At 73.0% G+C, this 25,762-nt stretch carries 23 protein-coding genes and 1 tRNA gene; 8 read left to right on the top strand and 16 right to left on the bottom strand.

Features of this window, described 5'->3' with window-relative positions; all coding sequences use genetic code 11:
- Window positions 1-5: 5 nt before the first annotated feature.
- Window positions 6-725, top strand: coding sequence for an ABC transporter permease (locus ACZ6J5_RS24960; RefSeq protein ID WP_469395006.1), 720 nt, complete (start codon window positions 6-8; stop codon window positions 723-725).
- Between the two features lie 48 nt (window positions 726-773).
- Here ACZ6J5_RS24960 and ACZ6J5_RS24955 read toward each other — a convergent pair whose 3' ends face one another.
- Together ACZ6J5_RS24955 and ACZ6J5_RS24950 are read right to left on the bottom strand one after the other, a co-directional pair.
- Window positions 774-2,171, bottom strand: a complete 1,398-nt coding sequence (locus ACZ6J5_RS24955; RefSeq protein ID WP_469395005.1) for a CynX/NimT family MFS transporter — start codon at window positions 2,169-2,171, stop codon at window positions 774-776.
- Window positions 2,168-2,848, bottom strand: a complete 681-nt coding sequence (locus tag ACZ6J5_RS24950) for a FadR/GntR family transcriptional regulator (RefSeq protein WP_469395228.1) — start codon at window positions 2,846-2,848, stop codon at window positions 2,168-2,170. Before ACZ6J5_RS24950 ends, ACZ6J5_RS24955 begins: the two co-directional genes overlap by 4 nt.
- A gap of 154 nt (window positions 2,849-3,002) precedes the next feature.
- On the opposite strand from ACZ6J5_RS24950, the gene lpdA reads away from it, so the two are divergent.
- The gene (lpdA, locus tag ACZ6J5_RS24945; RefSeq protein ID WP_469395003.1) at window positions 3,003-4,406 is read left to right on the top strand and encodes a dihydrolipoyl dehydrogenase; all 1,404 of its coding nucleotides are present in this window, start codon (window positions 3,003-3,005) and stop codon (window positions 4,404-4,406) included.
- Between the two features lie 137 nt (window positions 4,407-4,543).
- Window positions 4,544-5,158 carry a rhomboid-like protein gene (locus ACZ6J5_RS24940; protein WP_469395001.1) on the top strand — a complete coding sequence of 205 codons (615 nt, stop codon included), beginning with the start codon at window positions 4,544-4,546 and terminating at the stop codon, window positions 5,156-5,158.
- 76 nt (window positions 5,159-5,234) lie between these two features.
- Here the strand turns inward: ACZ6J5_RS24940 and ACZ6J5_RS24935 are convergent, their stop codons facing one another.
- The 9 genes from ACZ6J5_RS24935 to ACZ6J5_RS24895 form a co-directional block, all read right to left on the bottom strand.
- Complete coding sequence (locus ACZ6J5_RS24935) at window positions 5,235-6,041, bottom strand: HAD family hydrolase (RefSeq protein WP_469394999.1); 807 nt, start codon at window positions 6,039-6,041, stop codon at window positions 5,235-5,237.
- The gene (gene serS / locus ACZ6J5_RS24930) at window positions 6,038-7,327 is read right to left on the bottom strand and encodes a serine--tRNA ligase (RefSeq protein WP_469394997.1); all 1,290 of its coding nucleotides are present in this window, start codon (window positions 7,325-7,327) and stop codon (window positions 6,038-6,040) included. Before serS ends, ACZ6J5_RS24935 begins: the two co-directional genes overlap by 4 nt.
- A gap of 383 nt (window positions 7,328-7,710) precedes the next feature.
- Window positions 7,711-8,646, bottom strand: a complete 936-nt coding sequence (gene pheA, locus ACZ6J5_RS24925) for a prephenate dehydratase (protein ID WP_469394995.1) — start codon at window positions 8,644-8,646, stop codon at window positions 7,711-7,713.
- Between the two features lie 50 nt (window positions 8,647-8,696).
- On the bottom strand, window positions 8,697-9,998 hold the full coding sequence (efeB, locus tag ACZ6J5_RS24920; RefSeq protein ID WP_469395227.1) for an iron uptake transporter deferrochelatase/peroxidase subunit: 1,302 nt from the start codon (window positions 9,996-9,998) through the stop codon (window positions 8,697-8,699).
- Window positions 9,999-10,027: 29 nt separating this feature from the next.
- Window positions 10,028-12,007, bottom strand: a complete 1,980-nt coding sequence (locus tag ACZ6J5_RS24915; RefSeq protein WP_469394993.1) for a copper resistance CopC/CopD family protein — start codon at window positions 12,005-12,007, stop codon at window positions 10,028-10,030.
- Window positions 12,008-12,030: 23 nt separating this feature from the next.
- On the bottom strand, window positions 12,031-12,486 hold the full coding sequence (locus ACZ6J5_RS24910; RefSeq protein WP_469394991.1) for a copper chaperone PCu(A)C: 456 nt from the start codon (window positions 12,484-12,486) through the stop codon (window positions 12,031-12,033).
- On the bottom strand, window positions 12,483-13,226 hold the full coding sequence (locus ACZ6J5_RS24905; protein WP_469394989.1) for an SCO family protein: 744 nt from the start codon (window positions 13,224-13,226) through the stop codon (window positions 12,483-12,485). Before ACZ6J5_RS24905 ends, ACZ6J5_RS24910 begins: the two co-directional genes overlap by 4 nt.
- Window positions 13,227-13,256: 30 nt before the next feature.
- Complete coding sequence (locus tag ACZ6J5_RS24900; protein ID WP_469394988.1) at window positions 13,257-14,021, bottom strand: YcnI family copper-binding membrane protein; 765 nt, start codon at window positions 14,019-14,021, stop codon at window positions 13,257-13,259.
- 168 nt (window positions 14,022-14,189) lie between these two features.
- The gene (locus tag ACZ6J5_RS24895) at window positions 14,190-14,993 is read right to left on the bottom strand and encodes a hypothetical protein (RefSeq protein ID WP_469394986.1); all 804 of its coding nucleotides are present in this window, start codon (window positions 14,991-14,993) and stop codon (window positions 14,190-14,192) included.
- A 219-nt stretch (window positions 14,994-15,212) separates the two neighbouring features.
- Here ACZ6J5_RS24895 and ACZ6J5_RS24890 point away from each other — a divergent pair, with 219 nt between their 5' ends.
- Entirely contained in the window at window positions 15,213-15,656 is a 444-nt protein-coding gene (locus ACZ6J5_RS24890) for an ATP-binding protein (RefSeq protein ID WP_469394984.1), read from the top strand.
- A 133-nt stretch (window positions 15,657-15,789) separates the two neighbouring features.
- Here ACZ6J5_RS24890 and ACZ6J5_RS24885 read toward each other — a convergent pair whose 3' ends face one another.
- Together ACZ6J5_RS24885 and ACZ6J5_RS24880 are read right to left on the bottom strand one after the other, a co-directional pair.
- Window positions 15,790-17,259 (bottom strand): aminopeptidase P family protein, encoded by a 1,470-nt coding sequence (locus tag ACZ6J5_RS24885; protein ID WP_469394982.1) that lies wholly within the window; start codon window positions 17,257-17,259, stop codon window positions 15,790-15,792.
- 161 nt (window positions 17,260-17,420) lie between these two features.
- Complete coding sequence (locus ACZ6J5_RS24880) at window positions 17,421-18,833, bottom strand: PP2C family protein-serine/threonine phosphatase (RefSeq protein WP_469394980.1); 1,413 nt, start codon at window positions 18,831-18,833, stop codon at window positions 17,421-17,423.
- 611 nt (window positions 18,834-19,444) lie between these two features.
- Between ACZ6J5_RS24880 and ACZ6J5_RS24875 the strand changes: the two genes are divergently transcribed.
- The gene (locus ACZ6J5_RS24875; protein ID WP_469394978.1) at window positions 19,445-20,173 is read left to right on the top strand and encodes a bifunctional DNA primase/polymerase; all 729 of its coding nucleotides are present in this window, start codon (window positions 19,445-19,447) and stop codon (window positions 20,171-20,173) included.
- Between the two features lie 158 nt (window positions 20,174-20,331).
- On the top strand, window positions 20,332-20,991 hold the full coding sequence (locus tag ACZ6J5_RS24870; protein ID WP_469394976.1) for a hypothetical protein: 660 nt from the start codon (window positions 20,332-20,334) through the stop codon (window positions 20,989-20,991).
- A gap of 211 nt (window positions 20,992-21,202) precedes the next feature.
- Here ACZ6J5_RS24870 and ACZ6J5_RS24865 read toward each other — a convergent pair whose 3' ends face one another.
- From ACZ6J5_RS24865 to ACZ6J5_RS24855, 3 genes are all read right to left on the bottom strand, one after another.
- Window positions 21,203-22,180 (bottom strand): DUF5926 family protein, encoded by a 978-nt coding sequence (locus tag ACZ6J5_RS24865; RefSeq protein WP_469394974.1) that lies wholly within the window; start codon window positions 22,178-22,180, stop codon window positions 21,203-21,205.
- A gap of 143 nt (window positions 22,181-22,323) precedes the next feature.
- Entirely contained in the window at window positions 22,324-22,926 is a 603-nt protein-coding gene (locus ACZ6J5_RS24860) for an ATP-binding protein (RefSeq protein ID WP_469394973.1), read from the bottom strand.
- A gap of 73 nt (window positions 22,927-22,999) precedes the next feature.
- Window positions 23,000-23,821, bottom strand: coding sequence for a glycerophosphodiester phosphodiesterase (locus tag ACZ6J5_RS24855; RefSeq protein WP_469394971.1), 822 nt, complete (start codon window positions 23,819-23,821; stop codon window positions 23,000-23,002).
- 184 nt (window positions 23,822-24,005) lie between these two features.
- On the opposite strand from ACZ6J5_RS24855, the gene ACZ6J5_RS24850 reads away from it, so the two are divergent.
- The gene (locus tag ACZ6J5_RS24850; RefSeq protein ID WP_469394969.1) at window positions 24,006-25,517 is read left to right on the top strand and encodes a S1C family serine protease; all 1,512 of its coding nucleotides are present in this window, start codon (window positions 24,006-24,008) and stop codon (window positions 25,515-25,517) included.
- Window positions 25,518-25,610: 93 nt separating this feature from the next.
- Window positions 25,611-25,700, top strand: a tRNA-Ser gene (locus ACZ6J5_RS24845).
- Window positions 25,701-25,762: the final 62 nt, after the last annotated feature.

Below are 25,762 nucleotides of genomic sequence, written 5' to 3'. Positions count from 1 at the left end.
GACCGATGTACAACCCCACAGTCGCCCGGCTCACCTACCGGGCCCTGCTCGGCCGCCGACGGGCCCTGATCCTGTTCGGACTGCCGGCCCTGCTGCTCCTGATCGCCTCGGCGGTCCGCCTGTTCAACGGAGCCGACGACCAGGTCGCGGCCGACGTCCTCGGCGGTTTCGCGCTGGCGACGATGGTGCCCCTGATCGGCGTGATCGCCGGCACGGGCGCGATCGGCCCGGAGATCGACGACGGCTCGATCGTCTATCTGCTGTCCAAGCCGGTGAAGCGGTCCACCATCGTCTTCACCAAGCTGATCGTCGCCATCGCCGTGACGATGGTCTTCTCCGCCGTGCCCACGCTGATCGCCGGCTTCATCCTCAACGGCAACGGGCAGCAGGTCGCGGTCGCCTACACGGTGGCGGCGCTGGTCGCCTCGATCGCGTACAGCGCACTGTTCCTGCTGCTGGGCACGGTCAGCCGGCACGCGGTCGTCATCGGCCTGGTCTACGCCCTGGTCTGGGAGGCCCTGTTCGGCTCCCTCATCGCGGGCGCCAAGACCCTCAGCGTCCAGCAGTGGGCGCTGGCCCTCGCGGAGAAGGTCACCGGCGACGGTCTGATCAGCTCCGAGGTGGCCCTGCCGACCGCGGTGGTGCTGCTGGCCGCGGTGACGGTCGTGGCGACCTGGTTCGCCGGCCACAAGCTGCGGAGCATGACGCTCGCGGGCGAGGAGTAGGCCGCCTGGGCCGGAGCCCCGCGAGGGGCTCCGGCGCGCCGCCCGGCCTCAGACGGTGCGGTTGCGGGCCGCCAGCAGGCCCGTCGTGAGGGCCGCCGCGCAGACGCCGAGGACGGCGAGGATCGGCGGGGTCCAGGAGCCCGTCGCCTGGTGCAGGGCGCCCGCCGCCAGCGGGCCCGCCGAGGCCAGCAGATAGCCGACGGTCTGCGACATGCCGGACAGCCGGGCCGCCGTCACCGCGTCGCCCGAGCGCAGCACGATCAGGGTGAGCGCGAGGCCCACCGCGCCGCCCTGGCCGACGCCGAGGATCCCCGACCAGAGCCAGGCGCCCTGCACCGGGGCCAGCATCAGCCCGGTGTAGCCCGCCGCGACCAGCGTCGTCACCAGCACGACCAGCGGGCGCTGGCTCCGCATCCGGCCCGCGAGCAGCGGCACGGCGAAGGCGCCGGCCACCTGGATCAGGTTGTTGAAGGCGAAGACCACACCGGCCGTCGAGCGGCTCATCCCGTGGTCCGTGAAGATCGTCGGCATCCAGGCGATCAGCACGTACGACCACAGCGACTGGAGCCCCATGAACAGGGTGACCTGCCAGGCCAGCGGCGAGCGCCACACCGACACCGCCGGGCCGCCCGCCGCGGTGGCCGGGCGCGCCGGCGCGGCGCCCGCTCCGGCGCCGCCCCGGGAGATCACCAGCTGCGGGAGCCAGGCCAGCGCGGCCACCACCGCGAGCAGCGACCAGGAGCCCAGGGACGCCTGCCAGCCGCCGAGCGTCCGCTCCAGCGGCACCGAGCAGGCCGCCACGACGGTGGCGCCCGCGATCATCGAGCCGGTGTAGACGGAGGTCATCGAGGCGGCCCGGTCCGGGAAGTCGCGCTTGATGAGGCCGGGCATCAGGACGTTCAGGAACGAGATGGCGGTGCCCACCAGGACGCCGCCGGCGTACAGCGCGGCCGACGAGGGCAGCACCCGCGCCAGGATTCCGGCGGCGAGCAGCAACAGCGCCGCGAACAACACCCGCTCGGTGCCGAAGCGCCGCCCGAGCCAGGGCGCGACCAGCGCGCCGACGCCGAGGAAGAGCACCGGGACCGAGGTGACCAGGGACGAGGCCGTCGACGACAGTCCGTACGCCTCGGATATCTCGCCCACCAGCGGCGAGACGCTCGCCAGCGCGGCCCGCATGTTGAGCGAGGCCAGCACGATGCCGACCATCAGCACCGCCGGGTGCCCGAGCACCACCCGCCGTGCCGCCGCGCCCACGCCGGAGCCCCGGCCGCCCGCGACGGCGCCCGCCGCGACGACGGCCCCCGTCCCGGCCCCGGCCCCCGTCCCGGCCCCGGCGCCCGCCGCGACACCGGCTCCCGTCCCGGCCCCGGCTTCCGCCGCGACACCGGCCCCCGCGATCCCGTCCCGCGCCACCGGCGCCGCCTCGGAGGTCTCCCGGCTCATCGCCCGCCTCCCGTCAGGGCCGCGACGGTCTCCATCGGCACCCGCAGCAGTTCGCGCGCCTGCGCCTCCGCCGCGTCCGGGTCCCCCGTCTCGATCGCCGCGACCAGCGTCTCGTGGGCGTCGATGTCGACCGGCGGCATGGCGTGGTCGCCGAGCGCCTCGTCCAGGGACTCGTGCACCTGGGCGGAGAAGAAGAGGTAGACCTCGCTGAAGGCCGCGTTGTGGGTGGCCTCGACGACCGCCCGGTGGAAGGCGACGTCGGCGGCGGCGTCCCGGTCGCCGCCCTCGCGCAGCCCGGTCAGGGCCGCCCGCAGCCGCAGCAGGTCGTGGGTGTCCCGGCGCACCGCCGCGAGGCGCGCGGCCTCGGCCTCCAGCGCGACGCGCAGCTCCAGGATGTCCAGGGCGCCCGCGTGCCGCACACCGCGCAGCACGGCGGCGGCGTCGGCGGTGGACCTGACGAAGGTGCCGTTGCCCTGCCGGGACTCCAGGAGCCCGGCGTGGACCAGCACGCGGACGGCCTCGCGGACGGTGTTGCGGCCGACGCCGAGGAGCTCGGCGAGCTCGTGCTCGGTGGGGATGCGGTCGCCCACGGCCCACTCGCCCTCGCTGAGCTGCGTGCGCAGCTGCTCCACCACGGAGTCCACCAGCGAGACCCGTCCCGCCGCCCTCAGCGCCATCACGGCGTCACCTCATCCTCACAGCTCTTGATTCGCCCGGTTGCCCAGTCATCCTACAACTGTGCTTTCCGCTGGCCCCGGCCCGTGTCCGGCGGCGGGACTACTGTGGCCTCGTACGTGGACCGAACACCCTCACCACCCTCGGGAGTCAGTCATGTCAGACCGCTTCGACGTCGTCGTACTCGGAGCTGGCCCCGGCGGCTACGTCGCCGCCATCCGCGCCGCCCAGCTGGGCAAGCGGGTCGCGGTCGTCGAGGAGAAGTACTGGGGCGGTGTCTGCCTGAACGTCGGCTGCATCCCCACCAAGGCGCTGCTGCGCAACGCCGAGCTGGCCCACATCTTCACGCACGAGGCCAAGACCTTCGGCATCAAGGTCGACGGCACGGTCTCCTTCGACTACCGCGAGGCGTTCAACCGCAGCCGCACGGTGGCGGACGGCCGGGTCAAGGGCGTCCACTTCCTGATGAAGAAGAACGGCATCACCGAGTTCGACGGCCGGGGCACCTTCCTCGACGCGAACACCCTCCAGGTGGACAAGGCCGACGGCACCGCGCAGACGATCAGCTTCGACAGCTGCATCATCGCCACCGGCGCCAGCCCGCGCCTGCTGCCCGGCACGGCCCTGAGCGACCGGGTCGTCTCGTACGAGCAGCAGATCCTCGCCGAGGACGCCCCGCAGTCGATCGTCATCGCCGGCGCCGGCGCCATCGGCATCGAGTTCGCGTACGTGCTGAACAGCTACGGCACCAAGGTCACCATCGTCGAGTTCCTCGACCGGATGGCCCCGCTGGAGGACGAGGAGGTGTCCAAGGAGCTGGCCAAGCAGTACCGCAAGCTGGGCATCGACGTCCTCACCTCCACCCGCGTCGAGTCCATCGACGAGTCCGGCCCGCAGGTCCGCGTCACGGTCACCGGCAAGGACGGCGCGAGCAAGGTGCTGGAGGCCGACAAGGTCCTCCAGGCCATCGGCTTCGCCCCGAACGTCACCGGCTACGGCCTGGAGAACGCGGGGGTCGCCCTCACCGAGCGCGGCGCCATCGACGTGGACGGCCGCTGCCGCACCTCCGTGCCGCACATCTACGCCATCGGCGACGTCACCGCGAAGCTGATGCTCGCGCACACCGCCGAGGCCATGGGCGTCATCGCCGCCGAGACGATCGCGGACGCCGAGACGATGGAGCTCGACTACGCGATGATCCCGCGCGCGACCTACTGCCAGCCGCAGATCGCCAGCTTCGGCTACACCGAGGCGCAGGCCCGCGAGAAGGGCTACGACGTCAAGGTCTCGAAGTTCCCCTTCATGGCGAACGGCAAGGCGCACGGCCTCGGCGACCCGACCGGCTTCGTCAAGATCGTCGCCGACGCGAAGTACGGCGAGATCGTCGGCGCCCACCTGATCGGCCCCGACGTCACCGAGCTGCTGCCCGAGCTCACCCTGGCGCAGCAGTGGGACCTCACGGTCCACGAGGTGGCCCGCAACGTGCACGCCCACCCGACGCTGGGCGAGGCCGTGAAGGAAGCGATCCACGGCATCTCCGGCCACATGATCAATTTCTGACGGCCGATTCTCGCCGGTCGTTTTCTCAGGTTTCTCACGGCTTTCACCCAGCTCGGGGTGATAGGCACGGACACGTGCCACGCGAAACCTCTCACCGTGCCCCGGGTGGCGAACCGTCCCGGCCGATCAGGTCGTGGGTGCGTTCGTCACCCGGCACGCATGTCTGGCTGGCCGTCATCGCGGTCACCAGCCTCTTCATCCTGCTGTCCCCGGACGGCCTGGAGCACTATCTGCTGCACCGCAACAGCAGCAATCTCCACGAGCTCGCCCGCCACCCGGTGCGGGCGCTGATCAGCAGCGCGTTCTGGATCGAGGACCCGGCGGACCTGCTGCTCTACGCGGTCCTCTTCGAGGTCTTCCACGCGCCGGTCGAGCGCTGGCTGGGCACGGCGAGGTGGCTGGTGGTCGTCGCGACGGCGCACATCGCCGCCACCCTGATCAGCCAGAAGGTCGTCCTGGAGTCGATCCAGGACCACGACGTGTCGCGCAGCATGGCGCACGTCGTCGACATCGGGGTGAGCTACGGCCTGGCCGCCTCGATCGGCATCCTGACCTACCGGCTGGCCCGGCCCTTGCGCTGGTTCTACCTGGCGGGGGCGGTCGCCTTCTTCACGGTGCCGCTGCTGACCGACCGCACCTTCACCGACGTGGGGCACGCGATCTCGCTGCTCATCGGCCTGGCCTTCTGGCCGCTGACCCGGCACCCCCGGGATAAACCGGTGGTCCACGAGGGGAGCCCCGGCCCACACTAGGGATACGGGAAGGGGGCGGCCGCTTCGAGCGCGCGGGGGCGAACCGCGCGGGCCGCCCCGCTTCCCGTACCGGTGGTCACGCGCTCAGCAGGCGCTCCAGGACGAGGGCGATGCCGTCCTCCTCGTTGGTGGCGGTGACCTCGTCGGCCACCGCCCGCAGCTGCTCGTGGGCGTTGCCCATCGCGACGCCGTGCGCGGCCCAGCCGAACATCGGGATGTCGTTGGGCATGTCGCCGAAGGCGATCGTCTCCGCCGCCTTCACGCCCAGCCGGCGCGCGGCGACGGAGAGCCCGGTCGCCTTGCTCAGGCCGAGCGGCAGGACCTCCACGATCCCGGGGCCCGCCATGACGATGTCGACGAGCCCGCCGACCGTCTCGCGCGCGATCCGGGTCAGCTCGTCGTCGCCGAGCGTCGGGTGCTGGAGGTAGAGCTTGGTCAGCGGCGCCGCCCACAGCTCCGCCGGGTCCTCGTACGGCACGTAGGGCAGGGGCCCCTCCTGGACCCCGTAGCCCGGCCCGACCAGCACCTCGCCGTCCAGGCCGTCGCGGCTCGCGGCGAGCGCCAGCGGGCCCACCTCGGCCTCGATCTTGGACAGCGCGAGGCCGGCGAGCTGCCGGTCCAGGGTCAGCGAGGTCAGCAGCCGGTGCTCGCCCGCGTGGTAGACCTGCGCGCCCTGGCCGCACACCGCGATGCCCTCGTAGCCGAGGTCGTCGAGGATGTGCCGGGTCCAGGGCACCGCCCGGCCGGTCACGACGATGTGCGCGGCACCCGCCTCCGTGGCGGCGACGAGGGCCTCGCGCGTGCGGTCCGAGACGGACTCGTCGGCGCGCAGCAGCGTGCCGTCGAGGTCCGTGGCCACCAGGCGGTAGGGGAAGGTGCTCACTTGGAGATCGGCTCCAGGACCTCACGGCCGCCGAGATACGGGCGCAGCACCTCGGGTACGCGCACCGAACCGTCCGGCAGCTGGTGGTTCTCCAGGATCGCCACGATGGTGCGCGGTACGGCGCACAGCGTGCCGTTCAGGGTGGCCAGCGGCTGCACCGTCTTCTTGCCGCCCTGCTCGTCGCGCATCCGGACGGACAGGCGGCGGGCCTGGAAGCCGTCGCAGTTGGAGGCGGAGGTCAGCTCGCGGTACTTGCCCTGGGTCGGGATCCACGCCTCGCAGTCGAACTTGCGGGAGGCGGAGGAGCCGAGGTCGCCGGTGGCGACGTCGATCACCTGGAAGGGCAGCTCAAGCGAGGTCAGCCACTGCTTCTCCCAGTCGAGCAGCCGCTGGTGCTCGGCCTCGGCGTCCTCCGGCGCGACGTACGAGAACATCTCGACCTTGTCGAACTGGTGGACGCGGAAGATGCCGCGGGTGTCCTTGCCGTAGGTGCCGGCCTCGCGGCGGAAGCACGGCGAGAAGCCGGCGTAGCGCAGCGGCAGCTTGTCGGCCTCGATGATCTCGTCCATGTGGTACGCGGCGAGCGGGACCTCGGAGGTGCCGACCAGGTAGTAGTCGTCCTTCTCCAGGTGGTACACGTTCTCCGCGGCCTGGCCGAGGAAGCCGGTGCCCTCCATGGCGCGCGGGCGGACCAGCGCGGGGGTGAGCATCGGGATGAAGCCGGCCTCGGTGGCCTGCGCGATGGCCGCGTTGACCAGGGCGAGCTCCAGGAGCGCGCCGACGCCGGTCAGGTAGTAGAAGCGCGAGCCGGAGACCTTCGCGCCGCGCTCGACGTCGATGGCGCCGAGCGCCTCGCCGAGCTCCAGGTGGTCCTTGGGCTCGAAGCCCTCGGCGGCGAAGTCGCGGATGGTGCCGTGCGTCTCCAGGACGACGAAGTCCTCCTCGCCGCCCACGGGGACGTCGGGGTGGACGATGTTGCCGAGCTTCAGGAGGAGCGCGCGGGCCGTCTCGTCGGCCTCGTTCTGCTCGGCCTCGGCGGCCTTGACGTCGGTCTTGAGCTGCTCGGCCTTCTGCAGGAGCGCGGTGCGCTCCTCCGGGGTGGCCTTGGGGATCAGCTTGCCGAGCGCCTTCTGCTCGGATCGGAGCTCGTCGAAGCGGACGCCGGACGACCTGCGCCGCTCATCGGCGGAGAGCAGGGCGTCGACGAGCTCGACGTCCTCTCCACGGGCGCGCTGGGAGGCGCGAACACGGTCGGGGTCCTCACGGAGCAGGCGAAGGTCAATCACCCCACCAGGCTACCGGTGCGCGATCGTGCGTCCCCACTCGATAAGGACATGCGTGTCGCTTTGCCCGAATTGCTTTGTTTTTCGATGCTTTTCCCATTCGGGGTTCGCCCGGGGTTCTCCACAGGAATGCGGAACCTCGAAGGGTTATCCACAGGCTGTGTGGAAGATCTGTGGACCGCGATGATCGACGACATTTTCCCACTCTTTCGAGTGGGAATACCTCGCTCTGAAGAGTGGGCCCCCGGAGCGGGGGTGACGACGATTTATCGACGTGGCGGAGGTGCCGTGGACGCCCGTGGACGCTCTTGTCGACTTGTCCCCAGGTCGAGAAGCGTGCCTGTGGATAACTTTGTGGGAAACTCGTCCGCCGCTGGGCCGGACCGCTACGCCCGGCCGTCCTGGGCCCGTGCCAGCCAGTCCGAGGCGTCCGTGAACTCCGCGTCCGAGGTCCCGCGCCGCAGCGCGCGCACGTCCTCGACCGCCACCCCCGCCCTCGGGTACGAGCCGAGGAAGCGCACCTTCGGGCAGATCCGCTTCAGCCCCATCAGCGCCTCGCCGACCCGCCGGTCCGAGATATGTCCTTCGGCGTCCACCGCGAAGCAGTAGTTCCCGATCCCCGCGCCCGTGGGACGCGACTGGATCAGCATCAGATTGACCCCGCGCACCGCGAATTCCTGAAGGAGTTCCAGCAGCGCGCCCGGGTGGTCCTCACCCAGCCACAGCACCACCGAGGTCTTGTCCGCGCCGGTCGGCGCCGCGGGCCTGGCCGGCCGGCCCACCAGCACGAAGCGCGTCTCCGCGTTCTCCGCGTCGTGGATCTCGGTGACCAGCGGCTCCAGGCCGTAGGTCGCCGCCGCGAACTCGCCCGCGAAGGCCGCGTCGAAGCGCCCCTCCTGGACCAGTCGCGCCCCGTCCGCGTTGGACGCGGCCGACTCCCAGACGGCCTCCGGAAGGTTCGCCCGCAGCCAGTTCCGCACCTGCGGCTGGGCCACCGGGTGCCCCGTCACGGTCTTGATCTCCGACAGCTTCGTCCCCGGCCGTACGAGCAGGGCGAAGGCGATCGGCAGCAGCACCTCGCGGTAGATCATCAGCGGCTCGCCCGAGGCCAGCTCGTCCAGGGTCGCGGTCACCCCGCCCTCGACCGAGTTCTCGATCGGCACGAGCGCCGCCGCGGCCTCGCCGTTGCGCACGGCGTCCAGCGCGGCCGGGACGGAGACCATCGGGACCAGCTCCCGCGTCGCCGCCTCGGGCAGCGTGCGCAGCGCGGCCTCCGTGAACGTGCCTTCGGGACCGAGATACGTATACCGGGTGGCTGACATACGGTCACCCTAATGGCAGCCGGTCACCCACGACGCGCCGACGACGGGTCCTAGGACTCCAGCAGCCGCTGGCCCACGTACTCCCCCTCCGCCGCCCCGCCCGGCACCGCGAACAGGCCGCTCGCCTCGTGCCGCAGGAACGGGGACAGGGCGTCGCCCCGGTCCAGCTTCCGCTGCACCGGCACGAAACCCCGCAGCGGATCGGCCTGCCAGCAGACGAAGAGCAGCCCCGAGTCCGGGGTGCCGTCCGAGCCGATCCCGTCGTGGAAGGAGAACGGGCGCCGCAGCATCGCCGCGCCGCCGTTCTGTTCGGGGGCGGAGATCCGGGCATGGGCGTTGTCCGGAATGACCGTCTTCCCGTCCGGACCCCGCTTGTCCAGGTCCAGCGGGGTGGCCTCGGTCCCGCCGGTCAGCGGCGCCCCGTCGGACTTGCGCCGGCCGATCACCTTCTCCTGCCGCTCCAGCGGCAGCTTCTCCCAGTCGTCCAGCAGCATCCGGATCCGCCGCACCACCGCGTACGAGCCGCCCGCCATCCACTCCTGCGCGCCGGAGCCGCCCGGGCCGCCCCGCTCGACGAAGATCCGCCGGTCGAAGTCCGCGTCGGCCGGCTTCGGGTTGTTCGTGCCGTCCACCTGGCCCATCAGGTTCCGGGCGGTCATCGGCCGGGCCGTGGCCCCGGCCGAGCGGTTGAAGCCGTTCATCTGCCAGCGCACCCGCGCCGCGCCGTCCGCGTCCTTCTGCAGCGCGCGCAGCGCGTGGAAGGCGACGAGCGCGTCGTCCGCGCCGATCTGCACCCACAGATCGCCCTCCGAGCGCTTCGGGTCGAGCGCGTCGGAGGAGAAGGCGGGCAGCGGGTCGAGCTGCTCCGGGCGGCGCGCGACCAGTCCGGTGCGGTCGAAGAAGGCACGCCCGAAGCCGAAGGTCACGGTCAGCGAGGAGGGCCCGGCGTCGAGCGCGATCCCGGTGTCCGCGGCCGAGGGCTTGCCCGCCATCAGTGCCGTCGCCGTCGCCGACCAGCGGCGCAGCAGCGCGGCGGCCTCCTTGCGGCCCGCGCCCGGGGCGAGGTCGAAGGCGACCAGGTGCCCGTGGGACTGAAGCGGAGTGGTGATCCCCGCTTGATGTTTCCCGTGAAACATCGCCTCGGTCGCGCCGACCGAGGCGAGCGCGGTCGCGTCGGCGGCGCCCGGGCCGCCCCCGTCCGCCGCCGCGAAGCCCACCCCTCCGGCGGCGCCGATCACGAGCCCGGTCGCGCCCGCCGCACCCACGGTGCCGAGCAGCTTGCGCCGCGAGAGGGCAAGGCGGTGGTCGTCGTTCCCGGAGTCGGTCACCGGGTCGTTCGCGGAGGCTTTCACGGAGTCGTTCACGGGGTCGTTCACGGGGGTCAGCCGATCTTCACGTTCTTGTCGATGGTGGTCTGGTCGATCTCGGAGGTGCGCACGGTGACCTGCATCTGCCACTCGCCGGCCATCGGGAGCTGAACGCTGGAGGCGGTCCAGTGCCCGGTCTGGATGCGGTCCGGCAGCACCGGCAGCGGGCCGATCTGCTTCTTCGTGAGGGTGAAGGCGACCTTCACCTCGGGCACGTCCAGCGGGCGCCCGTTGGGCCGCAGCACGAAGATGTGCAGCGCGTTGGCCCCGGTGCGCCCGGGGGAGAGCGTCAGCTGCACGGTGCCCTTGCCGTCCACGCCGCCGGTGTCGAAGGGCAGCCGGACGTCGATCGGGCGGTTGGGCACGGCGGAGGAGCCGGACGAGGCCTTGAGCCGGCCCGCCTCCTCCTCCGTGCGCGCGGGCTCGGTCGAGGTCAGCACGGTGGTGACGGCGAGCAGCACGACCGCGACGGCGGCCTCGGTCAGCACCGAGCGGCGCAGCCCGGCCCGCTCGGGGTCGGCGTCCCGCTCCCGCTTGCGCCGCGCGGTGGCCACGGCGGCCCGCTGCCGCGCGAGCTGTACGGCCCGCTCGGAGCCGGGAGCACCGCCGTCGCCCGTACCGTCGCCCATGCCCTCGGCCGAACCGTCGGAGTCACCGGAGTCACCGGCCTCGCCCGCCTCGCCGTCCGCGCCGTCCGCGCCGTCCGCGCCGTCCGCGCCGTCCGCGCCGTCCGCGTCCGCCGCGGGCGCCTCCGCGTCGGCGAGCCGCCGCACCCAGCGCCGGGAGATCCAGGCGATGCCCACGAGGACGGCGACCAGCCCGATCTTCACCAGCAGGAGCTGTCCGTACCGGGTGTCCGTCAGCCCCGACCAGCTGCCGACCTGCCGCCAGGACTGGTAGATCCCGGTGGCGACGAGGACGAGGACCGAGCCGAAGGCGAGCTTCGAGTAGCGCTCGACCGCCGTCCGCTCGACCGAGGGGTCCCGGTAGAGCGCGACCAGCAGGGCGGTGAGCCCGCCGAGCCAGCCGGCCACCGCGAGCAGGTGCAGGATGTCCACCGGCATCGCGATGCCCGGCTGGAGCCCGGTCGAGGCGTGCTCGGCGAGCGCCCAGGTGCCGGCGATGCCCGCCGCGACGACGGTGCCGCCGAGCGCGAGGCCGAAGGTGAGGTCCTTGTGCTCCTTCTCGTCGGTGCGCCGGGCATACGCGCCGAAGAGCACGGCCACGAACAGCGCCGCCGCGCCGAGCAGTAGCAGCCGCGAGGAGAGCGCGGCGCCGGTCTTCGTGGACAGCACGGACTGGAGCCCGGCCAGGTCGAAGACGTCGGCGAGCTTCCCCGAGCCGGTGTACGGGGAGCGGAGCAGCAGCATCGCCAGGGTGGCGCCGGTCAGCGTGAGCCAGCCGCGCACCACGAGCTTCTGCACCGGCCGGACACCCGCCCCGCGCGGCCAGCAGGCCAGCACGAAGGCGCCGCCGCCGACGAGGACGACGAAACCGGCGTACGAGAGGTAGCGCGCGATCCCGTAGAGCGCGCCGACGATCCCGCCGCCCGCGCTCTGCTCGGGCAGGGCGACGGAGGTCTGGGAGGGGGCCCCGACCGAGAAGGTGAAGGCCCCGGAGACGGGGTGGCTGTCGGCGGAGACGGTCTGCCAGGCCACGGTGTAGGTGCCGTCGGGCAGCCCGGGCAGCAGCTCGACGCCGTAGCGCACGATCGAGCCGCTGCACAGGTCCCGGATCTCTCCGGTGTCGACCCGCTTCCCCGAGGGGTCGAGCACCCGGATCGAGTCGGCGCCCATGGCGACCTGCTCGGAGAAGGTGAGGTCGACGTCCTTGGGGGCGGTGGCGACCACCGCCCCGTCCTGCGGGTCGCTGCCGGTCAGGGCCGCGTGCGCGGACGCGGGGCCCGCCGTGGCGAGCAGCGTGCCCAGGAGCGCGGCCACGACGAGCAGCAGCCGGGTGGCGGCGGGCCCGAGGCGCGGGGCGGTGGGGGTCATCGTCCGGTTCTCCCTCGACTAGCTCAGTGCTGCTTCGGGTTGTGGTTCGGCGCCTCGACGGGAAGCTCGACCTTGAGGGGGCCGGACTTCTCGAAGTGGAGCTCGATGCTGACCTTCTCGCCCTGCTTGGGCTGCTTCTTCAGCTCCATGAACATCAGGTGGTTGCCGCCGCGTTCGAGCTTGAGCTCGCCGTTCGCCGGGATGTCGAAGGTCTTCACCTCCTGCATCTTCTGGTTCTTCGTCTCGTGCATCGTGACGTCGTCCGAGAGGGTGCTGGTGACGGAGGTGAGCTTGTCGGCGACGTCGCCGCCGTTGGTGATGGTGAGGAAGCCGCCTGCCATGTCCATCACCGGCTGCGGCATGAAGGCGCCGCTCACCTTGAGTTCGGGCGCGTCGGAGGATCCGCCCGAACAGCCCGTCAGCGCGAGCGCGGCGGCCAGCGCGACGGAGGCGGACAGGACGGTGGTGCGGCGGTTCACGGGTTCTCCCCCTTGACGAGCTTCGGCAGGTCCTTGGCGTAGTCCTCGGCGCTGGTGCTCTCGCCGTACAGGACGTACCCCTGGTCGGTGGTCGGCGAGAAGGCGATGACCTGGGCGCCGTGCATGGAGACCACGGTGTCGCCCTCCTTCTTCGCCGGGTCGATGCCGATGCCGATGGAGCGGGCGCCCGCCTGGATGGCCTTGAAGTCGCCGGTGAGGCCGACGAAGGACGGGTCGCCGGCGGCGGGCAGCCACTTGCCGAGCTCGGCCGGGGTGTCCCGGTCCGGGTCGGTGGTGACGAAGACGACCTGGAGCTTGTCCTGGTCCGCCTTGGGGAGCTGCTTGCGGGCGATGGCGATGTTGCTCATCGTCAGCGGGCAGACGTCGGGACAGTGGGTGTAGCCGAAGTAGATGAGCGTCGGCTTGCCCTTGGTGGCCTCGCGCAGGTCGTACTTCTGGCCCTTGGTGTCGGTGAGGACGAGGTCGGGCTTGGCGAACGGCCGGTCCAGGACGGTGGCGGCCTTGTCGTTGTCGCTGCCGCCGGAGACCTCGGCGACCGGCCCGCTCGTGGTGCCGGGCTTCTTGTCGCCGTCGCCGCCGAGACCGACCGCGGCCGTGATCCCGAGCGCCGCGACGATCGCCACGGCGGCGGCGATCAGCGGGGCGCGGCGGCCGGGACGGCCGCCGTTCCGCGTGTCGTCGGCACCGGTCTGCTGAGCGGCTTTCTTGCTGTCGGACATGGTGTTTCTTCCGGGTTGAGGGAACGGCCGTCAGGCCGAGCGGCGGCGTCCGGCGAGGACACCGAAGGCGATGCCGGCGAGCCCCACGAGGATGCCGACCACGCCGAGAACGCGGGCCGCGGAGTCGGTGGACCCGGCGGCCTCCTCGTGGCCGCCGGCCTTCTCGTCGTGACCGGCCTTGTCGGAGGACTTGTCGGCGGACTTGTCACCGGACTTGGCGGCGGCGCCACCGTGGTGGTCGTCGCTCGCCGCGGACAGCTTCAGCACCGGGGCCGGGCTCTCGGGCTCCGGCGCGCCGTCCTTGGGCTCCTCGATCCAGCGCACGACCTCATTGTTGTCGTAGGTCTGGATCGCCTTGAGGACCAGCCGGTCGGTGTCCTCGGGCAGCTGGCCGAGGGAGAGCGGGAACTGCTGGAACTGGCCGGGGCCGATCTTGGAGCCGTCGGCGGTCCAGGTGACCTTGGAGACGGCCTCGTTGATCTGCTTGCCGTGCAGCTCCAGCGGCTTGGCCAGCTTGGACTTGGTGACCTCGACCTTCCAGCCGGGAACCGGCTGCGGCATCACGGAGGCCAGCGGGTGGTCGGTGGGGAAGTTGAGCTCGACCTTCACGGTGGAGGCGTTGTCGCGCTCGTTCGGCACCTTCACGTTGACGGTCGCGTAGCCGCCCTTGGCGGCCTCGCCCTGCGGCTGCACGCCGACGTGCGCGGAGGCGGCGGGGGCCAGCAGCAGGACACCGGCGACGGCGGCGCCGCCGGCGAGGACGGCACGGGAGAGGTGGGTACGGGAAACGCTCATGGCAGAAGACACTCCAGCTCGAAGGTGAAGTCGGAACCGGACGTACGGCGCGGCACGGCACGGCGTGCCGACGGCGCGTCGCCTGGCCGCCGCTGCGGCCGGGCGGGGTCGTCCGGGGGCCGCCCGCGCGCGGGCGACCGCGGATCCGCTCCCTCCGAGCGGTCCGCGTCAGGCTGCGAGGACGCAGGGGGCGGCCGGGGGGCCGCGCCTGATCACGGTGTGCTGGAGCGCCTCGGCGACCGGTGGCGGCGAGGTGTCGAAGGCGGTGCGGACGGGTCCGCGCGGCCCGGTGGCCGGAGCCGCCGGCAGCCCGGCGAGCAGGGTCCGTACGAGGGAGAGCGCGGCACGCAGCGCGCGGACCAGGCTCAGCGCGGCGAGCTCGGTGGCGCCCTGCGCGGAGAGCCGGACCAGGCGGGTGAGCGCGAGGTCGCCTCGGCGCAGCAGCCAGCCGGTGGCCAGCGCGGCCAGCAGGTGGCCGAGCAGCATGGGCAGGCCGGGCACCAGCTCGGCGGCGCGGGCGGCGGCGGTCGCGCCCCCGGTCCCGGTCATGCCCGCCATGTGGCCGTGTCCGCCGCCCGAGGCGGCCGGGGCGAGTCCCGCGTCGCTGACGATCCGGGCCGCGTCGGCCGGGCTCAGGGCGGTGCCGCCCTGGCCGCAGACCAGCTTGGCGGCCAGCCGGATGAGGGCCTGGTCGGTCTCGGCGCCCATGGCGAGCCGGCGCTGGCCGATCCCGAACAGGGCGTGCAGGCCCAGCTGTCCGGCGGTCAGGGCGCCGACGATGGCGGGCAGCGAGCGCTCGCGCCCGGTGAAGAGGACGGTGATGCCGAAGACGCCGAGGAAACCGGCGGCCACCGACCACAGCGCGATCCCCGCGCAGGCGGCCAGCGAGTGGCCGAGCGCGGACAGCACGACGCAGACCGCGGTGAACACCGCGGCCCTCAGCATGCGTGGCGCGAACGCGGGGGCAGACATGGCGGGCCCATCATCGCACCAGCCCCTCCCCTCCCATACGGCAGGTCCGGAAGGTCACGCTTGGGCGTCTTCGGGGCGACATACACCGGCGCACACGGGGAGTGCATCCGCCGAACGGGCGCTCCTGACGCGCCTCGGGGCTTATGGACCACCCTGTCCGGCAATAGGTATCGGTATGTCGTGCCGCAGTATGTCGAGCCGCAGCCAGGAGGCTGAAGCATGAGCATCTGGTGGTCCCTGCATCTGCGGCGCGAGGCCGCGAGCGTCCCGCTCGCCCGCCGGCTGCTGCTCGGCACGATGGAGACCGCGGGTGTGGATCCGGACGTGTCGTACGAGCTGTCGGTGGCGTTGACCGAGGCGTGCGCCAACGCCGTCGAGCACGGCGGCGCGGTCGATCCGGGCGAGGGCTCGCAGGCGTACCGGGTGACCGCCTACCTCGACGGCGAGACCTGTCGCATCGAGGTCGCCGACGCGGGCCCGGGCTTCACCCCGGCCCCCGGCCGCCGGCAGGCGGCGCCCGACGCGGAGCACGGGCGCGGGCTGCGGCTGATCGAGGAGCTCGCCGACCACGTCCACTTCGGGCGGACGGGCCGGGGCGGGGCGCTGGTCAGCTTCGACAAGATCATCAAATGGCGCCCGGACGCCCCGCTCGCGCTGACCTGAGCCGGGGCCGGGGCCGGGGCTGGGGCCTGGGCCGGAGCTGGAGCCGGAGCCGGACGGCCCTCCTCGTACGGACGCGAGGGCCCCGCCGACCGGAGTCGACGGGGCCCTCACGCACGTACGGGACGGGGCGGGGTCAGCCCTTCAGGCCGGCCATCCACGCCTCGACCTCGTCGGACCGGCGCGGCAGCGCGGCCGAGAGGTTCCGGTTGCCGTCCTCGGTGACGAGGATGTCGTCCTCGATCCGGACGCCGATGCCCCGGTACTCCTCGGGCACGGTCAGGTCGTCGGCCTGGAAGTAGAGCCCCGGCTCGACCGTCAGGCACATGCCCGGCTCCAGCGTGCAGTCGACGTACGCCTCGGTGCGCGCGGCGGCGCAGTCGTGGACGTCCATGCCGAGCATGTGACCGGTGCCGTGCAGGGTCCAGCGGCGCTGGAGGCCCAGCTCCAGGACGCGCTCGGCCGGGCCCTCGACGAGGCCCCACTCGACCAGCTTCTCGGCCAGCACGCGCTGGGCGGCGTCGTGGAAGTCGCGGTAGGAGGCGCCGGGCTTCACCGCGGCGATGCCGGCCTCCTGCGCCTCGTACACGGCGTCGTAGATCTTGCGCTGGATCTCCGTGTACCGGCCGTCGACCGGCAGGGTGCGGGTGACGTCGGCGGTGTAGAGCTCGGTGGTCTCCACGCCGGCGTCGAGCAGCAGCAGGTCGCCGGAGCGGACCGGGCCGTCGTTGCGGACCCAGTGCAGGGTGCAGGCGTGCGCGCCGGAGGCGCAGATCGAGCCGTAGCCGACGTCGTTGCCCTCGACCCGGGCGCGCAGGAAGAAGGTGCCCTCGATGTAGCGCTCGCTGGTGGCCTGGGCCTTGTCGAGGACCTTGACGACGTCCTCGAAGCCGCGGGCGGTGGAGTCGCAGGCCTTCTGCAGCTCGGAGACCTCGAACGCGTCCTTCACGAGGCGGGCCTCGGAGAGGTAGACGCGCAGCTCCTCGTCGCGCTCGGCGGTGACCTTGTCGGTCAGGGCCGCCTCGATGCCGCTGTCGTGGCCGCGCACGGCGCGGACCGGGCCGGTGGCCTCCTTGAGCGCGGCGGCCAGCTCGCGCACGTCCTTCGCCGGAATCCCGAGCAGCCGCTCGGCCTCGGTGAGGGAGTGGCGGCGGCCGACCCACAGCTCGCCCATGCCGTCCAGCCAGAACTCGCCGTTCTCGCGGTCGGAGCGGGGCAGCAGGTAGACCGTCGCCTCGTGGCCGTCCGCGACCGGCTCCAGGACCAGGACGCCGTCGTGGGTCTGGTCGCCGGTGAGGTACGCGTACTCGGTCGAGGCGCGGAAGGAGTACTCGGTGTCGTTGGACCGGGTCTTCAGGTTGCCGGCCGGGATCACCAGGCGCTCGCCCGGGAAGCGGGCGGACAGCGCGGCGCGGCGGTCGGCGGTGTGCGCGGCCTGGGCGATCGGCGCCAGGTCGTGCAGCTCGGTGTCGGCCCAGCCGGACCGCATGTTCTCGGCGAGCTCGTCGGACACGCCCGGGTACAGGCCGTTCTTCCGCTGCTTGATCGCCTGCTCTTCGGACTCTTCCGGGGTCTCCGGGTTGTCCGGCGTGAGCTCATCGGCCACGGGTCTGCCTCCTCTTGGTACGACACTGAACCATTCCCATCGTACGGTCGCGGGGAAGGGGGCCCAGAGCCGGAAGACCCATTACCGACGGGTCAGGACGGTGGCGGTGCTCACTCCGGCGGGGCGCGCCGCCCGGCGCCGGCCGCCGCCGGAGCCGCCCGTCACTCGAAGCGGGCGGCCAGCAGGACGACGTCCTCGCCGTCGGCGTCCGGTCTGTCCGGTCCGTCCAGCCCCTCGGGCAGCACGGTGCGCAGGACGTGGTCGGCGACCGCGCCCGGGTCGGCCAGGTCCGCCCTGGGCACGCCCGCGGCGGCGGCGTGCAGGCGCGCGAAGGCCCGGTCCATGGGGTCGCCGGTGCGCCGGAGCAGCCCGTCGGTGTACAGCAGCACCGTTTCTCCGGGCTGCGGGGAGAGCTCCACGCTCGGCGCCTCCCAGCAGGCCAGCATCCCGAGCGGGGCGGACAGCGAGGTCTCGACGTACTCGGTGCGCCGCTCGCCGAGGACCAGCGGCGGGGTGTGCCCGGCCCCGGCGAGCACGATCCGGCGGGCGGCCGGTTCGCAGTAGGCGAAGAGCGCGGTCGCCAGGCGCGCGGGCTCGGTGAGCCGCAGCAGCAGTTCCAGGTCGGAGAGGACGGCGACCGGGTCCTCGCCCTCCATCACGGCGTACGCGCGCAGCGAGGCGCGCAGCCGGCCCATGGCGGCCAGGGCGCTCGGCCCGCTGCCGGTGACGGAGCCGACGGCCAGCCCGAGGGCGCCCTCGGGGAGCGGCAGCGCGTCGTACCAGTCGCCGCCGCCCCGGGGGCCGGTGCGGTGGCGGGCGGCGAGCTGCACGCCGGGGACCCGGGGGAGGCGGCTGGGCAGCAGCTCCTCGGCGATGGTGGCGATCCGGCCGCGGGCCCGCTCGACCTCCAGGAGCCGGGCGAGGTGCTCGGTGGCGAACCTGCCGTAGAGCTGGACGAGGTGCCGCTGGCGCTCGACGGGCTCCGCGGGCTCGTCGTAGAGCCAGACGACGGCGCCGAGCCGGCCCGCCCGCTCGGTGGCGAGCGGCAGCGCGTAGCTGGCGGCGCAGCCGAGGCGGGCGGCGACCTCGCGGTGGCGCGGGTCGAGGCCGTCCGCGTCGCGCAGGTCGGGGACGGCGACGGGGCGGGGCAGCGCGCCCTCGGGGAGCGGATCGAGCCCGTCGAGGATGCGCCCGTACGAGGTGGCGCTGCGGGGCACGGTCTCGATGGTGCCGAGCTCGGCGTGGGCCAGCCCGAGGCCGATGGTGGCGGTGGGGCCGAGGCCGTCGGCGGGTTCGAGGACGGCCATGCCGCGGCGGGCGCCCACCAGGGCGGCTCCGGCGCGCAGCACCTCGCGCAGGGCCTCGTCGAGCGAACCGGTCCTGATCAGGGACTCGGTGAGCTCATGGAGGAGGGTGAGGTCCGAGACCCAGCCGGCGAGACGGTCCTGGAGGGGACCGTCGGCGGGGCCGGGCGGAGGGACCGGGGTGCCGTGCGGAGGAACGGCCGCAGTGTGCGGCGGAAGGGAAACAACGGAATCGATTCCGGCCACTTTCGGCGCACGCGGCGTACTCATGGCTCTCGGCTTTCCGACCTTCGCATTCCATGCAAGAACATCGCAAACCCCCAGGTCGCCAAGTCATGGTGCGCCGCTACCCGTGGACCACATCTACACGCACATGTGGAGCGATGTCCAGCATTGTCACCTTGGGACTTGTGGTGTCCGTGAGAGGGGGCGAGGGGGTTGAAGAGTAGGGGAAGTTGGCTGAAAATTGCCCCCAGTGTGTACCATTTGCGGTCGACTGGCGTCGTTTCAAAGCGCGTCATTCAGAGCGGGACGGGTACGTAATCGGAGACGGGCAGGGGCAGTTGGACACGCCCCTGGACACGGACGCGGAACCCGGGCGTCCTCATCACCGAAGGCCGCACCCTCCAACCGAGTGGCGGGGAAACTCCACCGCCAGGACCGGCCGGCACCGACTGCCGCGCCTGGACGCAGCTCGTACGCGCTGAGACGCATGGCTGACAGCACGCTGACACGCACGCTGAGACGCACAGTGATCCGCACGGTGATCCGCGCGGCGCACGCAGGGTGATACGCACAGTGAAGTGATCGGCACGCGCGGTGACGCGCGTGGTGTGATGTGTGATGTGGATTCGGCGTTCAACGGAAAGGAACGAGCGCTCATGCGCGAGATCCTCGGATGGCGACGCAGGCTCCGGTTCCGGCGCGAGGGGCGCGCGGAGCGCGGAACGGCCGTCGCCCAGCTCGAAGCGGCGCTGCGGTGCGCCACCGCATGGGACTGGCCCGTCCTGCCCGGCGCGGGACTGCGGGCGGCGGCGCCGAAGGGCACGGGAGCGCGCGCGCCGCGCACCGCCCCGGCGGCCCCCGCCTGCGCCTGCCCCGACCCGCAGTGCGTGGTGCCCGGGGCGCACCCCTTCGATCCCGGGCTGCTGGCGGCGACCACCGACGCCCGCATGATCCGCTGGTGGTGGGGCGGCCGGCCGGACGCGCCGGTACTGCTCGCGACCGGTGGCCGGGCCCCCTGCGCGGTGAGCCTGCCGGCCGTCGCGGGCGCCCGCGCGCTCGCCGCGCTGGACGCGCTGGGGATGCGGCTCGGCCCGGTCGTGGCCACCCCCACCCGCTGGGCGATCCTGGTCGCCCCGTACAGCCTGGAGCGGCTCGGCGAGCTGCTCTACACGAAGGACAGCGTGCCCGCCTCGCTGCGCTTCCACGGCGAGGGCGGCTATCTGCCGCTGCCGCCGTCGGTGATCGGCTCCGGGCAGGTCCGCTGGGAGCGGGCACCGCTGGAGGGCTCGGCGCGGCCCTGGCTGCCGGACGTGGAGGCGGTCGTCGACGCCCTGGTCGAGGCGAGCACGAGCACGCCGGGCGGCGGCAGCAGACTCGCGTACTGAGCGCGCCGCAGGGGCGAGGGACGGGCGAGGGCGTTCACCCGAACGGGTGTGGCGCACCCCCGCATCCAGGGGAAACGCGCGCGGAGCCCGTCTCCCGGCCGCCGGCCGCCGCTATCTTCGCCCCGAGGGGTCGCTCCGAGGGAACAGGTGGCTGCGGCATGGGGCAGACGAGTCCGGCGAAGCTCCGCGCGATCGGGCTCGGGAGCGCGGTGGCGATCGCCGTCCTGGTGCCGATCGCGGCGACGGCGGGCCCCGCGTGGACCCCGGGCGGGACGCCCGCCGGCCCGCCGGCGCGGGCGGCGGGAGCGCACGGGGACTCCGGCTCCGGCTCCGACTCCGGCCCCGGCCCCGACTCCGGCGACGGGACGCCGCGGGGCCTGCTGTCCGGTCTGGGCCTGGGCGCGGGCACGGGCACGGGGCGGGCCGCGAACCCGGCCTCGGCCCCGGAGCGGAACGCCGCCCTCCCCTCCGCCACCCGCTGCGGACCCGAACTGGCCTCCCCCGACGGGGTCGAGGCGCAGACCTGCGTGGTGACGGAGGGCGGGGACATCCGGGGGCGCACGTACTACCGCAACGCCACCGGGCAGGAACTCGACGCCGTACTCACCCTGATGGCACCCGGCGGCCGCACCGTGCAGGTGCGCTGCGCGGTCGCCGCGCAGGACGAACCGGGGATGTGCGAGACCCCGCGGGAGCCGGTGGCGGGCGGGCCCGAGGCGTACGCGGCGGTGGCGGAATTCGCGGGTGCGGGGGAGGGCGACAACACTCCGCTGCTGCTGCGATCGGGGAGCAACGCGGCCGGAGGGGACGGAAGTTGAACCGTCCGCACGGGCACCGCGGGCATGGAAAGGCCCGATCGCTGGCGACGGGGGATGCACCAGCGACCGGGCTTCCAGAACGGTAACAAGAGATCTGCCGTTCGCAAATTCGATCTCGGTTATTCGGACAGGGATTTAGCCCTGCGAACGAGGTGTTGTGGCGGAAGTCACCGACTGGTCGGTCTGCCCGTCACGGATACCACCTGGGGTATCAGCTGAGCGTGACCTGACGGTTGGTGAGGCCGCCGCGCGCCCGGCGCTCCTCGATGCTGAGCGGGGCGTCCGAGGCGAGCGCCCCGGCCAGCCGCTCGGCGAACTCCGCCGCCGGCTTCTCGCAGTCCTCCGCGGTCATGCCGGTCGGCAGGTCCCAGACGGGGACCATCAGGCCGTGCGCGCGGAAGGAGCCGACGAGCCGGGTGTCCGGGCCGAGCGAGGAGCTGCCGGCGGCCTGGAGCCGGGCCAGCGCGTCGAGCAGCTTCTCCTCCGGGTACGGCATGACCCAGCGCAGGTGGTTCTTGTCCGGGGTCTCGCACCAGTAGGCGGCGTCGACACCGGTGAGCTTCACGGTGGGGATGGCGGCGGCGTTGGCGCGCTCCAGGGAGGCGCTGACCTCGGGGCTGGAATTGTCCGAGGACTCGGGAATCCAGAATTCGAAACCGGTGTGCACGTCCGGCGCGAAATCGCTGCTCGGGTCGAGCAGGTCCTGGAGCCGCGGGCCCTCCGGCTCCACGCGCCGCGCGGCGACCGGCGTACCGGGCTCCGCGACGAGGGCGCGCTGGAGGGTGTCGGCGAGGTCGCGGGCGAGGTCGCCGGAGGACGAGTCGTTCTGCAGCGCGAGCAGCACGGAGCCGTCGTCGCGGCGCAGCGCAGGCCAGGCCATCGGGAGCACGGTCGCCAGCGTCACCGACGGGACGCCCTCGGGCAGCCCGTCCTTGAGGGTGAGCGGCACGGTGGCGGCGGGCACGAGCTCGCGCAGCGCGACCCAGTCGCACTCGCCGGGCAGCCCCTCGAAGGGGCGCTGGACCAGCTCGGTCACGGCGTGCGAGGCGGCGCGCCCGTGGCACGCCTTGTAGCGGCGGCCCGAGCCGCAGGGGCACGGCTCGCGCGCGCCGACGACCGGGATCTCTCCGCTGGTGACCTGTGCCTGGCCGGCCTTGCCGGGCTTCGTCTGGGGGCGCTTCTTGGCCATGGTGTGGCTTTCTCCCGATCGCGGCGGTGCTGTCTAGGGCGCGAGCCTAGCCGCCCGGGCTCCCGCATGGCGGGAAGCCGCCGTCGTCGGGGGTACCCGCCCCGGAGCCCAGGGCCCCGGGGCGGGTACCCGCGCGGGCGGGCTCACTCCAACTCGTCGTACGCGTCGAGGAAGTCGAGCCCGGAGCCGCCGCCGACCCGCGCCGCGAAGTCCTCGCGGCGATGGCCCTCGGTGACGAGGACCCAGACCGTGACCTCGCCGGTCGCGCTGTCCCGTACGCCCCAGTCCTGCGCCAGCGCGCTGATGATGTTCAGCCCGCGTCCGCCGCGTGCGGTGACCGAGGGCGTGGCGGGCACGGGGCGGGTCGGACCGCCTCCGTCCGTCACCTCGACCCGCAGACCGCCCGCTCTGTCGATGCTCCAGGCCGCCCGCACGTCGCCGTCGCCCACGTCCGCGTGACCGAGCGGCCTGCCATGACGACACGCGTTGCTCAGCAGTTCGGAAAGGATCAGTACCGCGTCGTCGACGACCGTTTCGGACATTCCGCTGCGGTACAGCTGCTCCCGCATCCGGTGTCGCGCCTCACCCACGCCCGCAGGGCCATGGGGTACGGCCATGCTCGACGACGTGGGCACCTCCTGTGCCACCACCAACGCCACCCCCGAGACCTCCTTTGCCCCACGCCACGGTGTGAATGCCCCAATGGCCTGGACCGGAAACCGGCCAGTACGGGTCGGGTGACGCACTCGTGACGATCGCGTACGTCCCGAACGCGCCGGGGCACACCTCGTACCCCTGTGAAAGGAGGGACGCAGGTGGTTAAAGACGGCCCAACTGGGTCAGCACGCGCTTCGGGCGGTTGGTGATGATCGCGTCGACCCCGAGCCGTACGCACAGCTCGACGTCCTCGGGCTCGTCGACCGTCCAGACGTGCACCTGGTGGCCGGCCTTCTGGAGCCGCAGGATCACGGCGGGGTGGTGCCGGACGATCCGGATCGAGGGCCCGGCGATCCGCGCGCCCGCGGGCAGCCGCCCGTCGCGCAGGCGCGGGGTGACGAACTGGGAGAGCGAGACGGTCGGCAGGGTCGGCGCCGCGGCGGCGATCCGGTGCAGGGAGCGGGGCGAGAAGCTCATGACGCGGACGGGGGAGTCCTCGGGCGCGGCGGGGGCGGCGAGCCCGAAGCGGCCGAGGAGCTGGAGCAGCTTCTCCTCGACCTGCCCGGCCCAGCGGGTGGGGTGCTTGGTCTCGATGGCGAGCTCGACCCGGCGCCCGGCGTCGGAGACCAGCTCCAGGAGCCGCTCCAGGGTGAGCACGGAGGTGGCCCCGAGGCCGCCCAGGTCGGGGCTCTCGCCGGCCTCCTCGCGGCCCTTCCAGGTGCCGAAGTCGAGGGCGGCGAGGTCGGCGAGCTCCAGGGCGGAGACGGCGCCTCGGCCGTTGGAGGTGCGGTTGACGCGCCGGTCGTGGACACAGACGAGGTGCCCGTCGGCGGTCAGCCGCACGTCGCACTCCAGGGCGTCGGCGCCGTCCTCGATGGCCTTCACATAGGCGGCCAGGGTGTGTTCCGGGGCGTCCTCGGAGGCCCCGCGGTGGGCGACCACCTGGACGGGGAGGCGGTTCGGTTGCTGCGGTGCGTGGGTCACCGCGTCATGGTAAGGCTGTGTCTTATATGCCCCTATATAAAGGATGGGGTACGGACACACAGCTCCGGCTTACAGTGGCCTGACGTCCGGTGGGAAAAGCTGAACGCAGCACCATGGACACCATGGACCAGGATCAGGACCAGGCTTCCCCCACCCAATCCGTGCAGTGAACGAGGAGAGAGCTGTGAGCACCGAGAACGAGGGCACGGCGGTTCCGGCGGACCGGAGTGCCCCGTCGACCCCTCCCACGCCTCCCGCGCCTCCCGTGCCTCCGGCCCCGCCCGCGGCCCCTCCGACGCACGCCGCCGCCGGGGGAGCGCCCGAGCCGGCGGCGCCCGAGCCGGCGGAACAGCAGACCCTCCAGCAGCCGGCCCAGCAGCCCGCGCCGCAGCCGGCCCAGCCGCCGGTCCAGCCGCCCGTGTCGCGGGACCAGCACGCGACCCCTCCCCCGCCGCCGCCCACCCCGGCGTACGCGCACACCCCCGCCCCGGCCCCGGCGGACAACGGAGGCTGGCCCCCCGCCCCGCCGGTGACCCCGGTGTGGGGCGCGCCGGTGCCGCCGGTCCCGGAGGCACCGCGCAGGCGCGCGGGCGGCCTGGTGGCGGCCGTGCTGGTCGCGGCGCTGGTGGCGGGCGGCGTGGGCGGTGGCATCGGCTACTGGGCGGCGTCGCGCGACGACTCGTCCGGCTCGACCACGGTGTCCTCGGGCGAGGCCCCGGCGTCCTTCAAGCGCGAGCCGGGCACGGTGGCGGCGGTGGCGGCGAAGGCGCTGCCGAGCGTGGTCACGATCCAGGCGAAGTCCGGCGGCGCGGAGGGCGAGGGCGGCACGGGCACGGGCTTCGTGTACGACAAGCAGGGCCACATCGTCACGAACAACCACGTGGTGGCGTCGGCGGCGGACGGCGGCACGCTGTCCGTGACCTTCTCGAACGGCAAGACGTACGACGCGGAGGTCGTGGGCCGGGCCCAGGGCTACGACGTGGCCGTGATCAAGCTGAGGAACGCGCCGTCCAACCTGACGCCGCTGCCGCTGGGCGACTCGGACCGGGTGGCGGTCGGCGACTCGACGATCGCGATCGGCGCGCCCTTCGGCCTGTCGAACACGGTGACCACGGGCATCATCAGCGCCAAGAACCGCCCGGTGGCCTCGGGTGACGGTTCGGGCGGCAAGAACTCGTACATGAGCGCCCTGCAGACGGACGCGTCGATCAACCCGGGCAACTCGGGCGGCCCGCTGCTCGACGCGAGCGGCGCGGTGATCGGCATCAACTCGGCGATCCAGTCGGCCGGCAGCGGCTACGGCCAGTCGCAGGCGGGCTCGATCGGCCTGGGCTTCGCCATCCCGGTGAACCAGGCCAAGAACGTGGCCGAGCAGCTGATCAAGACGGGCAAGCCGGTCTACCCGGTGATCGGCGCGACGGTGAACATGCAGGACAAGGGCGAGGGCGCGACCATCGCGGAGCAGGGCGCGGGCGGCACCGCGTCGGTCACGCCGAACGGCCCGGCGGCCAAGGCGGGCCTGAAGCCGGGCGACGTGATCACGGCCCTGGACGACCACCCGATCGACAGCGGCCCGACCCTGATCAGCGAGATCTGGACCCACAAGCCGGGCGACACGGTGAAGATCACCTACGAGCGCGGCGGCAAGACCACCACGGCCACGGTCACCCTCGGCGAGCGCACGGGCGACAGCTGACCCACCCCGCCCCGCCCCGTCCCTCGGGCTTCCCTCCCCACCGCCCCCAGCCGGTAGGCTGTAACCGCTCCGCTCCTGGTGAGCGGCGGCGAGGGTGGGTTGCCCGAGCGGCCTAAGGGAACGGTCTTGAAAACCGTCGAGGCAGCGATGTCTCCGTGGGTTCAAATCCCACACCCACCGCCAGGTCAGAGAACGTGCTGATCAGAAGGGGTGTCCCGATTGAGGGGCACCCCTTCGGCATGGGT

The sequence above is a fragment of the Streptomyces sp. NPDC042100 genome (assembly GCF_055582325.1).
The sequence above is the reverse complement of the archived record's forward strand: the minus strand, read 5'-3'. Positions and strand labels throughout refer to the sequence as shown.